The following is a 15132-nucleotide window of genomic DNA, read 5'->3' on the forward strand; positions in this document are numbered from 1 at the left end:
ATCTCTTTAAATTATAGGCCAATGTTTATACCGAATGATATTACTCTGGGTTGCGGAGCGGAGTAAAAATCTACACCCTGATTGATGTTTGTAGATTGATAATCGGCATTCACTTCCGGATCCCAACCTTTGTAACCTGTAATTGTTGCTAAATTTTGTGCGGTTGCATAAATTCTAAGTCGGCTTAATCTTAATTTACTTAAAACCTCTGGCGCAAAGTTATAACCAAGCGTTAGCGTTTTTAAACGAAGGTATTTACCATCTGAGATGTATCTGGTAGAATTACCTGTGCCATTTGCATAAAACAAACGCGGTTCAGGAACCTGAGTGATATCGCCAGGTGCATTCCAGTACGACATTTGGTCGGCCGTTTGGTTATCATATCCATTAGATGCATTTGCGCTCATATATTGCCCGCCGGCATTAAAAATTTTATTTCCACTAACACCTTGTAAGAAAACACCCAAATCGAAGTTTTTGTAAGAGAAGGTATTATTAATTCCGAAAATATATTTCGGATTCGGGTTGCCTGCAAATATCCTTTGGGCCTGGTTAATGTCGTTTGTTGTTTCCCTGTTTAAATTTCCGTTGCCGTCAGTCGTGTTCTTATAGTAAATGGCATCACCATTAGCCGGATTTACACCTGCGTACTCTGGCAAATAAAATACACCAATCGGCTGACCAGCAATTGCGGCATTAATTTCATTGCTATTTAAAACCTGGCCACCTAAATTGGTAATCTTGTTATTATTAATTGAGGCTGTTAAGGCAGTTGACCATTTGAAAGCACCGACGAAATTTTCGGTGTTTATGCCAAGCTCGTAACCTGTATTTTTCAGCTTGCCTAAATTTTGGGTTTTAGTAGAGAAACCTGTGGTTTGTGGAATTGGGACATCCAGCAACAAATCTGAAGTGTTTTTTTGATAGAAGTCGAAAACACCGGTGATTCTGTTTTTAAGAATACCGAAGTCTAAACCTAAATCCAGCTGTTTGGTTTTTTCCCAGGTTAAATCAGGGTTTGCAATTCTTGTTGGAATCTGACCAGCGCTACCACCATATGCGCCCGTTCCGCTAAATAAACCACGAGCCGAATAGTTACCAATCTCGGCATTACCTGTTAAACCATAACTTGCCCGGATTTTTAATAAACTGATTGATGAACTGCCTTTTAAGAAATCTTCTTCTGATGCAATCCATGCTACTGAACCCGCAGGGAAGTAACCATATTTATGGTTTGCGCCAAAACGGGACGAACCATCGGCCCTCACGCTAAACCCAACTAAGTAACGATCGTTATATTTGTAATTCGCTCTCAGGAAATAAGACAAGAAGCTAAATGCGCTTTCGTTGGATGTTGCGGTAACTTTTGTGGCAGCACTACCTAATTTGATGTAAGAATCACTTGGAAAATCCTGACCTTCGAGTGTACTATATTTAGCCGTAGATTTTTGATAACTGGTACCTAAAACTGCGTCGAATTTGCTTTTCTCACCGAAGTTTGTAGCGTAGCTAAAGAAATTATTTGTATTTGTATTGATAACGAAAGTAGAAATGTTCTGGCCATCGCCATTTGCTGTTCCCGTATTTCTGAAAGTTAAAGCACCATAATAACTTTCTTCATTTTGATTTAAGTTATCAATTGAAAAATCAGTGCTGAACTTTAACCCTTTTGCAATATTAATATTGGCAAATGCCTTAGCAATTGTACGGTAAACGGTGGCCTTGTAGCTTGCGTTTTCAATGCCAATAAACGGGTTGTAATAAACAGGAAAATTTGAGGCAGCACCTGGCAAAGTTCCACTTACAAGTCCTGAACGCGGATCGATAAATGGCGTAATTGGAGAAAGTGCCACGGCTTGTAGCGGGCTGGAAAAGGCGTTATCGTTAGAAAGCCTGTTGTTTATGCTGTTTGAAAAATTAATATTTACACCAACTTCAATGAAATCAGTTACTTTATTTGTTAAATTTAACCTACCGCTGTAACGTTTGTAGCTATTTCCAACAATAATTCCATCCTGGTCTAAGGCCTGGCCGCCAATGTAAAATTTAGTTTTTTCATTGCCACCCGTTAAATTCAAATCATATTGCTGCGTTACCGGATTATCCTGAAAAGCAGCTGCTTCCCAATTGGAGTTTACTTTGTACGTTTGATAATCGTTATTTCCTGCAGAATATCTATTTAATCTGCTCTCAACCAGTGTTGCATAATCTGCTTTTGCATCAGCCAGTGTCGCATAATCACCATTTAAGAAATCCTGATTTGCCGCACCATCACCAGCTCGGCGCAAAATTTGCACGTATTGTTGAGCATTCATAAATTCCCGGTGGTTTGATGGAGAACTAATACCACCTAAAGCACTAAAATTGATGGTCGTTTTTCCAACTTTACCTTGTTTAGTAGTTATTAAAACTACACCATTAGACGCTCTTGCACCATAAATAGCAGAGGCAGATGCATCTTTTAAAATCTCAATAGATTCAATATCATTTGTATTGATATCTGCCAGCGCACTTGTTGGGGCAGAAGTGCTGGAAAAATCACCAGATGTAATTGGAATACCATCTACAACATATAAAGGTTCGCTACCGGCCGTTACCGAAGCGGCACCCCTCACACGAACGGTAATACCCTGACCCAACTTACCGTTTTGAGCAGATATACTTACGCCTGCGGCTTTACCTTGTAAGGCTTGTTCGAAGGTGGTTACAGGTAAATTTTCTAAGTCTTTTGAACTTACAGAAGATTGTGAACCCTTTAAATCGCGTTTTGATTGTGTTCCGTAACCGACAACAACAACATCCGTTAAGGTTGTATTTTCTTCATCGAGGCTTACATTAGCGGTTTGGCCGCTTAGCCCAACTTCTTTACTTTTATAGCCAACAAAGCTCACCACAATGGTTTTCGTATTGGCAGGTACCGATAGTTTGTAAAATCCGGCGACATCTGTTTGTGTGCCTGTTGAGGGTGAACCCTTTACAAAAATACTTGCGCCAGGAATTGGCTCTGCATTTTGGCTCGTAACCTTTCCGCTGATTACTTTGTCTTGCGCAAAGACAAAAGTATACGCACAGAAAAATACGAATAAACTTAATAGTAGTTTTTTCATCAAATTTGAGGTTTTAGTTAATAAATGTTTGTTTGTAGGTGTAGATATTATAAATGTAACGAAAATAGTATGAATATTTAATATTAAAAATCCAGTTTTTCTTCAAATAAAAGTATTTAAATCCTTCTGAAACAATATGTAACCGTCAAATGTTACTTAGAAACAAAAACAAATATTAAAGGATACAAAACGATAAATAAAATGGATAAATTAGAATTAAAAGGAAAATGGAATGAGATTAAAGGCAAAGTTAAACAAGCTTACGGCGATTTAACAGACGATGATTTAGCTCATGAAGATGGTCAGGATGATGAACTGTTAGGCAAACTGCAACAGAAAACAGGAAAAGGTCGTGATGAATTGGTAAAATGGATTAATTCTTTATAATATCAAAAAAGAACCACGAGAAACAGGCAATCAACATATTTGGTTGCCTGTTTTCGTTTTGGGCAAATCTTCGTTAATTCATTGTTTTATTTCGTCTTGCAAGTAGCGCTAAATGCCAATTCAGGCTAACCATTGCGCCTAAACTTTAATTTCTTGTATTTATTCGCGAAGCCTAATGGGAGGTCAGCTTACCAAACTCTTAAGGGCGTAATAGATAAATTTGGCCGAACAATAACTAAAAACGCTGGTTATTAATTGAAAACATGGACATCGTTTTTTTTGATGGAGAAGTTTTGATAATTTTTTACAGACCATGCCAGTGCAATTCTGGCTATGGAAATCTATTTTCCCAAATGTTATGACAGATTTTGCACAAAGATTTTCACAAAACCCAATTTTATCTCCAAAAGATTTAGTTCCAAGTCGTCAGGGTTTAGAAATTGCCTGCCTGTTAAATCCGGGCGTTTTTACCTTTCAAAATAAAACATGGTTGCTGGTTCGCGTTGCCGAAAGGCCTACACAAATAGAAGGCGTAATTTCATTTCCGGTTTTGAAACATAATGGAATCGAAATTATCGCGATAAATGAAAAAGACCCGGATTTGATTGCAACCGACCCGAGGGTGATTACTTACAAGGGTGCCGATTACCTGACTACCCTTTCGCATTTGCGGTTGGTTTGTAGCGACGATGGCATCAATTTTTACCAGCCAGAAGGTTATCCTTTACTTCAGGGTGAGGGTGAAGATGAAGCTTTTGGCATCGAAGACTGCAGAGTGGCCTTAATTGATGACGTTTATTACCTGACTTTTACAGCTGTTTCCGGCCATGGTGTAGGTGTAGGCTTGCGCACCACAAAAGATTGGAAAACATTTGAAAAGCATGGGATGGTAATTCCACCTCATAATAAGGATTGTGCAATTTTTGAAGAGAAGATAAACGGCAAATTTTACACACTACACCGGCCGAGTAGTGTGGATTTAGGAGGTAACTACATTTGGCTTGCGGAATCGCCGGATGGAATCCATTGGGGCAATCATAAATGTTTAATTAAAACCCGAAAGAACAGTTGGGATAGTAAACGCGTTGGCGCCGGGTCAGCACCAATTAAAACAGACAAAGGCTGGCTCGAAATTTACCACGGTGCAAATAATGAACACCAATATTGCCTGGGCGCATTTTTGATGGACTTGAATGACCCGTCGAAGGTTTTGGCCCAAACTGAAGAGCCTATTATGAAACCGACTGAGGAATATGAATTATGTGGCTTTTTTGGGCAGGTTGTTTTTACGAATGGCCACGTGATTAAGGGCGACGAATTAACTATTTATTATGGCGCAGCAGACGAGTTTGTTTGTGGAGCTACCTTTTCAATTCAAAGTATTTTATCTCAACTAAAATATCACCATGTATAAAACTCAGTTTGCTGCGGTAAACACGGGCATTATTGCCTGCTGAGGTTTTACCCAAATCTCCACATTCACTTATACACAAGCCAAAAGGCGCCCGTTTCACAGTGAGACGGCCCAAAATGGCTCTGTGAATTATTTGCAACTGGAATTGTACTAGATATAAAAGGTGTGTCAATCTCTCTAACTAAAAAAGGCGATTCCCATTTCTGAGAATCGCCTTTTTAATTCAGGTTGCCTAATACTTAGTAACCGAAAATCTCTTCTAATGTTAATGTTCTAACGTTACCAAACTTTTGCATATCCTCCAGTTTCACCTTTTTATCAGATGCAACTATTAAGTAGGTGTATGGCTGATTCGCAACTTTTTCATCGTGAAAAGTCTTGATGCTTGCGAAATTTATTGGCTTCAACTCTTTGTACAAATCAATTCGCGAATCGTAGTCATAACCTAGTTTCTTATCCGCAAAATAGTAGTAAAAAATACCATCTTTGGTAACCCTGTTTGATTCTAAATAAGTTAAAACGTTAGATTTAGCTCCATCGAAAGATTTATCACTTTGTGGTAAAACATTTAACAATTCATTCATGCCATTCACCGCATCCGTCATCTTATCGGCCTGGCTGCCAACATAGGCCAACATGCTGTATTGTCTGTCTGCTTTATCAGGCATTTGGTAAGTGGCATAGGTAGAATAGGCCAATGCTTTCGATTCACGAATGGTTTGGAATACAATAGAACCCATACCGCCACCGAAATAGTTGTTAAAAACTTCAATGTTTGCCCTGTCGGTTTTGTTGTATAAACCAGTGTTTCTAAACCAGCGAATTTCCGATTGCACCATGTCGTAATTTGCAAAATACACTCTGTTGCTGTCTTGGACGCTATATGCATATACTTTGGCTGGCGCAGCTGGCGTAAATTCTTTCGGTAACAGGTGCTGCTTTTTAATCTCAGCGGTAAAAGCATTTACATCTTTAGGCCCATAATAAGTTATTACGTGCTCATAGTTTGTAAGGTTTTTAAGCAGGTAAATTAAATCATCTGCTTTCATATTCTTAACATCTTCGTTCGATAACACATTATTATAAGGGTTTACACTGCCGTACTGCGCATACGAAGTTAAACCGGCCATAATCTGGCCTTTATTTAATTTGTTATTCTCTCTGCTTTTTAATATTGTACTTTTCAAATCAGATAAAGCTTTCTCATTTGGCTTTACATTTGCAAAAATATGTTCAACCAGGCTAACTGCTTTGTCGAAGTTCTCTTGCAAACCGCTTATATTAATCGTTGTATTCTCTGTTCCAACGGATAAGCTGTAGGTACAAGCTATGTTGTAAAATGCCTTGCTAATTTCTTCTGCACTATATTTATCGGTGCTTAAAAAAGGCAAATAACTCGCCGCATAAGGCAATAATTTATAGCTGTTTGCGCCATGGTTAAATCGATAGGTCATTCTAAAAATAGAATTTTCACTGTTTTTTGTGGTCAAAACATCTGCAATGCCAACTTTACCAGTTACAATGTCTTTTTTGTAATCTAAAAACTTTGGTTCCATCGGTTTTACCGGCGCTTCCAAAATGTTTTTTACAAATGGCGAAGTCAGGTTTCCGTTCGCATTTATTGGCGTAATGGTTGGCTTTTCTACTTTTACAATATTTTTATCCTCACCTTTATGTTTGAAACCAATTACGTAATCATCTTTAAAATAAGTTTTTGCAAATGCGATAACCTGCGCTTTCGTAATCTTTGCCGTTTCCTCAATATCGCTTAAGCTTTTGTCCCATTTGGTACCGCGGTTTAAAATGAACTCGTTAGATAGATATTCAGCTCTGCTGTTGTTGCTATCAAAGGCCTGTAAAAAACTTAGTTTTTGGTTCGCAACAATGGCTTTTATTAAGTCATCATCGAACTTGCCTTCTTTTAACATTGTAATTTGCTCTAACAATAACTTGGATGCCTGCTCCAGGCTCTGGCCCTGACGTGGTTGTGCCGATAGGTTAAACACACCATAGTCTTTCATTTGTTGGTAACTGGCGCTGGCTCGCTGGGTTTTTTGTTGTTTGTTTAAATTAATATCGATTAAACCCGCTTTGCCGTTAAATAAGATACTTTTTATTAGGTTAAGCATTAAGCTGTTCTGCGTGTTTTCAGCAAAACCGCGGTAGTAAATCTCTACCATTTCGGCACTCGGACCGTAAACATCAACCTGCTGAATCTTAGTTAATGGTTTTTCAGGAGCAGGATTGTAAAGTGAAACAGGTTTTGAAACCATGTAACCAAACGTATTGTCGATTTTTTTAATCATTACATCAGGATTAAAATCGCCTGTAAATACTGCGGCCATATTATTTGGCACATAGTATTTGTTGTAATAATTTCTGATTTCTACCAAAGATGGATTTTTTAAATGCTCTATTGTACCAATGGTAGTCTGCTGACCATAATTATGGGTAGGGAACAACAAAGCCATCATTGCTTCATCCAGTTTATTAGGGTCGTTATCCAAACCGCGGTTTTTCTCTTCGTAAACAGCTTCTAGCTCTGTATGGAAGATTCTGAAAATAGGTTTACGGAAACGTTCGCCCTGAATGGCTAAGAATTTATCGGTAGCGTTTGATGGAAAATCTTCGTTGTAAACCGTTTCTTCGTACCAGGTGTGCGCATTTGAAGAGTTGCCACCAATGCCCGACATCATTTTGTCGTACTCGTTCGCTATCGAAAAGTTCGAAGCTTCGCCCGAAGTCTTATCAATTTCCTTGTAAATTTCTTTGCGCTGAACAGGGTCGGTTGTTTTGTTGTACTTTTCGTAAAGTGCATCAATTTTATCTAGATAAGGCTTTTCTTTTGCCCAATCTGCGGTACCAAATTTATCTGTGCCTTTGAATAACAAATGCTCCAAATAATGCGCTAAGCCTGTTGCAGCTTTGGGGTCGGTGTTGCTACCCGCTCTAACACTCATTCGAAACTGGATATTCGGTTCTTTATTATTAGGTGAAAGAATAACAGTTAACCCGTTTTTTAGCGTGTAGAAGCGGGTTGATGTAGGGTCGCTTGTTACATACTTGTATGTGTAACCGCCCGATGAACCGGTTTTCCACTGATAAGTTTGCGCTTTAACAAACGTACCGGTTATCAGAAAACAGGCAAGAGTAAATAGTTTGAATTTCATTTATTTGGATTTGGTTTGTGGTTGCTGATGTTCATCAACTTAGGGGTGAATGAATGATCGCAGCAAATAAGTTATTTATCCAAATATATATGCTTTAAGCCATCGAAAGAAATAATTTTTTCTTCAAACTAAAGATATAGGAATTAACTTGGCAACTTAAAAATTTAGCTTTATTACGCCTTAAATTTAATAATCTGTATTTTTACATCATGACGAAGCAAAGTACAAAACCAAATATTTTAGTTGTTAATGATGATGGCATAACTGCAACCGGGATCAAGAACCTGATGGAAGTTATGCAGGAGCTGGGAAATGTAGTTGTTGTTGCGCCAGATAGTCCGCAGAGCGGGATGGGACATGCAATTACAATTGGCAAACCGATTCGTTTCGATAAGGTAGATTTGTATCCTGGCGTAGAAATGTATAAATGCAGCGGTACGCCTGTAGATTGCGTTAAACTTGGCGTCAACAAAATTTTTAAGGGAAAAAAACCCGATTTATGTGTTTCAGGAATCAATCACGGATTAAACAATTCGATAAATGTACTTTATTCGGGTACCATGTCTGCCGCGGTTGAGGGTGCTATAGAAAAAATACCATCTGTTGGTTTTTCGCTGGATGATTTTGCCGCCGATGCAGATTTCAGTTTCACCAAAAAGTACATAAAGCAAATTTGCGAACAGGTTTTGGCAAATGGCTTGCCTGAAGGAACTTTACTAAATGTTAATTTTCCGAAAGGCGATAAACTTAAGGGCGTTAAAATCTGCCGTCAGGCCAATGCTAAGTGGATGGAAGAGTTTGATGAAAGAACTGACCCTTACAAAAGACCTTATTATTGGTTAACCGGTGTTTTCGAAAACTTTGACCGCGGTGAAGATACGGATGTTTGGGCATTGGAACACGGCTATGTTTCCATTGTTCCGGTTCAGTTCGATTTAACGGCGCATCATGCTATACCTTTATTAAACAGCTGGAGTTTCGATGTAAACAAGAAAGCAGATAATTCTTCTACAAAAATTTCAGCGCCGGATGGTTTAAACCTTGGTTAGTTAGCAAATGAACCATCAGTTAAATAAATTAAAAGATTCGGTTTGGATTGGTTTGGGCATTGGTTTATTTACGCCTGCTGTGCTTTGCACTTTGGCCTGGTACCTGATTCATCACATAATCTATCTTGCCAAGGCCGATTTGTTATACATTGGCTGTATTGCCGCTAATGCTTATACTATGCAATATTTTTTCAAACATTATAAAGAAAATATTGGCAGAGGCATTTTGGCAGCGACATTTCTATGTGCATTTGTGTTTTTCTATTATAAAGTTTTTTAAGTTAATGCGGTATTGCCAGGTTCAAAAGCAAGCTATCTTGTAAAAGGTTTCGTTTGTAAATGATGAAGGAGAAAGATAAGCAAATATGAAATATTACCTCGTCGCCGGCGAAGCATCGGGCGATTTACACGGTGCAAATTTAATGAAAGCGCTAAAAGCTGAAGATGGCGAAGCTGTGTTCAGATATTTTGGTGGCAACAAGATGCAGGCAGAAGGCGGCCAGTTAGTGAAACATTATGCTGATATGGCTTTTATGGGTTTTACCGAAGTCCTGTTAAACCTGCGTACCATTTACAAAAACTTAAGTGCATGCAAAAAAGACCTGCTGGATTGGCAACCCGACGTGCTAATTTTGATTGATTTCCCAGGTTTTAATTTAAAAATAGCTGAGTTTGCAAAGGCTAATGGCATAAAGGTTTGTTATTACATTTCACCGAAGGTTTGGGCATGGAACCAAAAACGGGTACTTAAAATTAAGAAAGTTGTCGACCATATGTTTTGTATTCTGCCTTTTGAGGTCAGTTTTTACAAAACATGGGGTATGGAGGTCGATTATGTTGGCAATCCATTACTGGATGAAAAGGCACAGTTTAAGCCTGATTTCAATTTCAGAGCGCAAAATGACCTTGGCGATTCAAAAATTATAGCCCTGCTTCCCGGAAGTCGTAAACAGGAGATAGAAAGGTTACTCCCTGTTATGTTAAGCATTACAGCCCATTATCCCGATTATCAGTTTGCAATTGCGGCGGCACCAACTTTCAGCGAAGCTTATTATCAGGCGTTTATCGGTGATAAAAAAGTTAAATTATTGTTCGGTAATACCTATAACCTGTTGTACAATGCGCATGCTGCAGTCGTGGCTTCGGGTACTGCAACTTTAGAAACAGCTTTGTTTAAAGTGCCTCAGGTTGTTGTGTACAAGGGCGGCGCAGTTTCTATCGCAATTGCAAGAATGCTGGTGAAAATCAAGTTCATCTCGCTTGTAAATTTGATTGTAAACAAAAAGATAGTAACCGAACTTATACAAGAAAGTTGCACCACAGAGCAGGTTAGCAAAGAAGTGGGCATAATTGTGGGCGGCGAGGGGAGAGCGGCGCTGCTTAAGGGTTACAATGAACTGCTGGCTTTAATGGGAAATCCGGGTGCATCAGATAAAACTGCTAAATTGATTATTAACTATTTAAAACGTTAAATTTTACACGCTAAGTGTTAAATCAGTTCCTTGCAAGTGTTCTCCATACTAAATTATCTTTTTTTTATTTAGTTTTGATTAGTATACCATGAATTAACTAAGCAAATGAAAGCCCTCTCCATAAAAGATATCGCCGTTAAAGCGAATGTTTCTATAACCACAGTTTCCTTCATCATAAATGGAAAAGCCAAAGAAAAATCCATAAGTGAGGCAGTTATAGAAAAGGTGGAAAAGATTATAGAGGAGAGCGGTTATAAGCCAAACCAGATTGCCAGAAGTTTACGTACCGGAAATTCCAACATTATCGGCCTCATCGTAGAGGATATTTCAAACTCTTTCTTTGCCAAGATAGCTCGTTTAATAGAAGATAAAGCGTACAAACGCGGATACAAAATCATTTATTCGAGTACCGAAAACAGCATAGCAAAAGCGCAGGAACTCATCAATATGTTCAAATCGAGAAAGGTAGATGCCTACATTATCTCGCCGATAAAGGGTTTGGAAGAAGATATACAGATTCTTTTAAATGATGATAAGCCTGTTATTCTCTTTGATAGGAATCTTCCGGATTTAAGCACAAACTACGTAGGTGCAAATCATTTCAGCGCTTCGTACCAATCAATCGAGAATTTTATTGAGCAAGGCAAAAAGAAAATTGCGCTTGTTACCACCGATATCGACGTGCAGCAGATAACAGAGCGTTTAGAGGGCTACAAAAAAGCTTTGGTCGACTACGGCCTTCCTTACGATGAAAGTCTGGTGCTAAAAATTCATTTCAATCAAGATGAAAAGGATACCATCAGCCAGATGGAGTCTTTGTTCAAAGACCAGCAGATAGATGCCGTTTTATTCGCAACCAACTACTTAGCCATTAGCGGTTTAAAGGTGCTTAAACAAATAAAGAAGCAAATCGGAGCAGATTTTTCAGTAATTGCCTACGATGATCATGAAGCCTTCGAGCTCCACACGCCGGGCATTTCAACCGTTCAGCAGCCTTTAGAGGAAATCGCTGAAAACGTTATTCAGCTCATATTAAGTCAGTTATCTTCAAAATCGAAATTGCCAAACCAACAAATCATTATTCCGGCAAAGCTTATCCTCAGAGATTAAAAATTAGTAAAGCAATCCTGTTGTAACGTTTTTTTTACAACTAAATCGTTTTATTAATTGACAAAAAATTTCTATCATTGATGTAGTAAAACGATTTACTATAACCAAATGTATTTATGAGACTTACGCAGGACCCTAACTGTATGGCAAGTACTACTATTCCTGACTACAGAAGAACTTATCTGCCCGGCACAGTTTTGTTTTTACACTAAATTTTTCTCGGTTCATAATAAATAGAATACAATACAAGGTATAGCTTGATATGCCTTGTGCTGAGAGTTAAGATATATCAGATATCGACAAAGGGCGTACACAGTAAAAAGAAAATACAATATAAACTAATCAATTAAAATTTAACAAAACCGCTAATGAAAATTAATTTACTAAAAATTACTGGGCTGTCTGCTGCAATTATATTGCTGAATGGCCCTGCGTTTTCAATGAATTCAGAGTGGGAAGGGGCGAAGGGATTCATGGATACGAACAAGCTGTGGCAGCAAGTTCAGACGCAAAATGTTATTACCGGAACGGTGGTTGATGATAAAAACTCAGCAGTTCCTGGTGTTGGCATCAGAAATCAAACTTCTGGAAAAACAACAGTTACCGACGCAAACGGTAAATTTACAATTGAAGCTAATGCGGGCGAGGTTTTGCGCTTTACCTACATCGGTTTCGAAACACAGAATGTTACCGTTGGCACAAGCAAAACAGTTAGCGTAAAATTAGCTACAACTACCGAAACAAAACTAGATGATGTAACGGTTGTTGCGGTTGGATATGGTACGCAGTTACAAAAGGAGACAACTTCGGCAGTAGCCCACGTTGGTGCCGATGATTTCAGACAAAGTGGTTCAAGAAATGCTTTGGATCTTATTCAAGGTAAAGTTGCGGGTCTTAATATCACGCGTAGCGGTTCTAACCCTAACTCTGGTGTAAGCGTTCAGCTTCGTGGTGTTGTTTCTGTTACGGGTAGTACGAGTCCGTTATTTGTAATTGATGGTATTCCAGGTGGTAACCCGGATTTGTTACAACAGGATGATATCGAGGCTATTGATGTGCTAAAAGATGGTTCTGCAGCTGCAATTTATGGATCGAGCGCCAACGCAGGTGTAATCTTGATTACTACTAAAAAAGGTAAAACCGGGCCGCCTCAGTTTAATTATTCTGGTTATGCAAGAAAGGAGTATTACAACCAATGGTTAGATTTCTTATCTCCGTCTGAATATAAAGCAAGAATTGCTTCTGGCGAGATTAAGCAACAGAACTTTGGAAGTGAAACTGATTTTGTTGATCAGTTAATCAACCACGATAACTTATCCCAAAACCACAACTTAAACTTTAGTGGCGGTACAGATAAAACAAGCTATAGAGCAAGTATCAACTATCGTGATTTACAGGGTATCGGAAAAGAAAATGGTCGTGAAGAATATACTTTAAGATTTAACATCAACCAGACTGGTTTAGATGATAGATTGAAAATTCAGGCAAATTTAGTTACCAACTTTAACAAAGCTAACTTATTAGGTAGTGGTGGTGCAAGAGAAAATAGTGGTACTTGGGAAAGTGAGCAAACTAAAAATCCAACACTTTCTAACTTCAATCCTGATGGAAGCTACCGTTTCGATTTAACAAGTAATAATGAGTATGCACGTTTGTTCCAGGAAACTTCTTACCGCAAACAGCAAACAAGTTCTGCAGATGTTAAAGTTGATTTAGACATTATCAAAGGTTTAAAAGCTTCGATTTTCGGATCTGTAACCAGAAACAGTGGAAACGATGGTGCATACCGCGTTAAAGCAAGTGAAAACTCGTTAGAAAATACCGATTTCCCAGGTGGAGGTTATGCGGCAAAGTCAGACTTTTTAGATCAGAACTTCGCTGTTGAACCAACGTTACAATACAATACAACAATTGCTTCTAAACATACAATTACTGGCTTATTAGGTTATAGTTATCGTTACGGAATCAGTGAAGGCTTATCAGCAAGTAACCGTGGTTTCATCAACGATTTATTCCATGAGGATAACTTAGGTCAGGGTTCTGCATTAGGTGTTGGTAAAGCTGCAATGGGTAGTTATAAAAATGACAACACGTTAATCGCATTTTTCGGTCGTGTTAACTATAGCTTTGCTGGGAAATATTTATTAACTGCAATATTAAGGAGAGAAGGTTCATCACGTTTTGGTGCCAACAACAAGTGGGGTAATTTCCCTGCTATTTCTGGTGCATGGAACATCTCTGATGAAAACTTCATGAAAAACGTAAACTGGGTAAACAACTTAAAATTAAGAGTTGGTTACGGTGAAACTGGTAACAGTGGTTTTGCAAACAATGCATCGAGGGTAACGCTTGGTGGCGGTGGTAGATATCTATATCCTGATGGCCAATACCTTGAAACTTATGGTCCGAACAGAAATCCAAATCCTAACCTTAAATGGGAAACCAAAAGAGAAACAAACATTGGGTTAGAATTTACTGTGTTAAAAAGTAGATTATCTGGTTCATTAGATTTATTTAAACGTACCACTAAAGATTTATTAGATACCTATACTTCTCCTCAACCTCCATTTGTTCAAAGTTCAATTTATACAAACGTAGGTACGATTTCATCAAAAGGTATCGAACTTGCATTAAGTTATGCAGCATTTAACACTAAAGATTTTACCTGGGATATTGACGCTACAGCAAGTACCTTAAGAAATACTTTAGATTCTTATTCAAATGATGAATACAAAATTTTGTTTAAAACATTTGGTGGAATCGGTGGTGCTGGTGCATTAGGTGATGCAATCACCACTTACGAAGGTGGCGCACTAGGTGAATTTTGGGGTAAAAAATTCGCAGGTTTTACGGCTGATGGTAAATGGTTGTTCTACAACAGAAATGGCCAGGCTGTACCAAATGCGCAGATCAACAACTCTAGAGACAAAAATGTAACTGATTTACAAATGCTTGGTAATGCAATTCCAAAGTATTATGCGTCGTTAGCGAACAATTTCAGGTACAAACAGTTCGATTTACGTGTTTTCTTAAGAGGTAAATTTGATTACGATATTTTAAATAGAACTGCACTTTCCTATGCTAACAAAACCTGGTCTGGCAATTTGTTAAGAAGTACTTTCGATAAGTATAGCCAAATTAATGATACTTATATGTATTCTGATTACTATTTGGAAAAAGGAAGCTTTGTAAAACTCGATGAAGTAACGATTGGCTATAATTTCAAATTGAAAACCAAATTAATTAGAAACATGCGTATTTACGCAACCGGACAAAACTTGGCAACAATTACTGGTTATACTGGTAGCGATCCTGATTTCATCAGCGATAACGGTACTGGCCCGGGTGTTGATAATAGTGGTGCTTATCCAAGTTCACGTTCGTTCTTGTTTGGCTTAAATGTTGGATTCTAAAGATTAAAAA

9 protein-coding genes are annotated in these 15132 nt (G+C 38.2%); 7 read left to right on the forward strand and 2 right to left on the reverse strand.

Features of this window, described 5'->3' with window-relative positions; genetic code table 11:
• Positions 1-11 precede the first annotated feature (11 nt).
• On the reverse strand, positions 12-3107 hold the full coding sequence (locus ASG14_RS04495; protein WP_056869805.1) for a TonB-dependent receptor: 3096 nt from the start codon (positions 3105-3107) through the stop codon (positions 12-14).
• A gap of 201 nt (positions 3108-3308) precedes the next feature.
• Between ASG14_RS04495 and ASG14_RS04500 the strand changes: the two genes are divergently transcribed.
• Positions 3309-3494, forward strand: coding sequence for a CsbD family protein (locus ASG14_RS04500; protein WP_056869806.1), 186 nt, complete (start codon positions 3309-3311; stop codon positions 3492-3494).
• A gap of 358 nt (positions 3495-3852) precedes the next feature.
• Positions 3853-4908 (forward strand): glycoside hydrolase family 130 protein, encoded by a 1056-nt coding sequence (locus ASG14_RS04505; RefSeq protein ID WP_056870243.1) that lies wholly within the window; start codon positions 3853-3855, stop codon positions 4906-4908.
• A gap of 239 nt (positions 4909-5147) precedes the next feature.
• On the opposite strand, the gene ASG14_RS04510 is transcribed toward ASG14_RS04505, so the two are convergent.
• Complete coding sequence (locus ASG14_RS04510; protein ID WP_056869807.1) at positions 5148-8078, reverse strand: pitrilysin family protein; 2931 nt, start codon at positions 8076-8078, stop codon at positions 5148-5150.
• A 209-nt stretch (positions 8079-8287) separates the two neighbouring features.
• Between ASG14_RS04510 and surE the strand changes: the two genes are divergently transcribed.
• From surE to ASG14_RS04535, 5 genes are all read left to right on the forward strand, one after another.
• Positions 8288-9127 carry a 5'/3'-nucleotidase SurE gene (gene surE / locus ASG14_RS04515; protein ID WP_056869808.1) on the forward strand — a complete coding sequence of 280 codons (840 nt, stop codon included), beginning with the start codon at positions 8288-8290 and terminating at the stop codon, positions 9125-9127.
• 7 nt (positions 9128-9134) lie between these two features.
• On the forward strand, positions 9135-9407 hold the full coding sequence (locus ASG14_RS04520) for a hypothetical protein (protein ID WP_056869809.1): 273 nt from the start codon (positions 9135-9137) through the stop codon (positions 9405-9407).
• Positions 9408-9492: 85 nt separating this feature from the next.
• Positions 9493-10599: a lipid-A-disaccharide synthase gene (gene lpxB, locus ASG14_RS04525; RefSeq protein WP_056869810.1), complete on the forward strand. Its 1107-nt coding sequence runs from the start codon at positions 9493-9495 to the stop codon at positions 10597-10599.
• A 105-nt stretch (positions 10600-10704) separates the two neighbouring features.
• A complete protein-coding gene (locus tag ASG14_RS04530) occupies positions 10705-11709 on the forward strand; it encodes a LacI family DNA-binding transcriptional regulator (RefSeq protein ID WP_056869811.1) in 1005 nt (334 codons plus the stop codon).
• 368 nt (positions 11710-12077) lie between these two features.
• A complete protein-coding gene (locus ASG14_RS04535; protein ID WP_235528516.1) occupies positions 12078-15122 on the forward strand; it encodes a SusC/RagA family TonB-linked outer membrane protein in 3045 nt (1014 codons plus the stop codon).
• Positions 15123-15132 lie beyond the last annotated feature (10 nt).

Source organism: Pedobacter sp. Leaf194 (genome assembly GCF_001423945.1).
Lineage (GTDB): Bacteria > Bacteroidota > Bacteroidia > Sphingobacteriales > Sphingobacteriaceae > Pedobacter.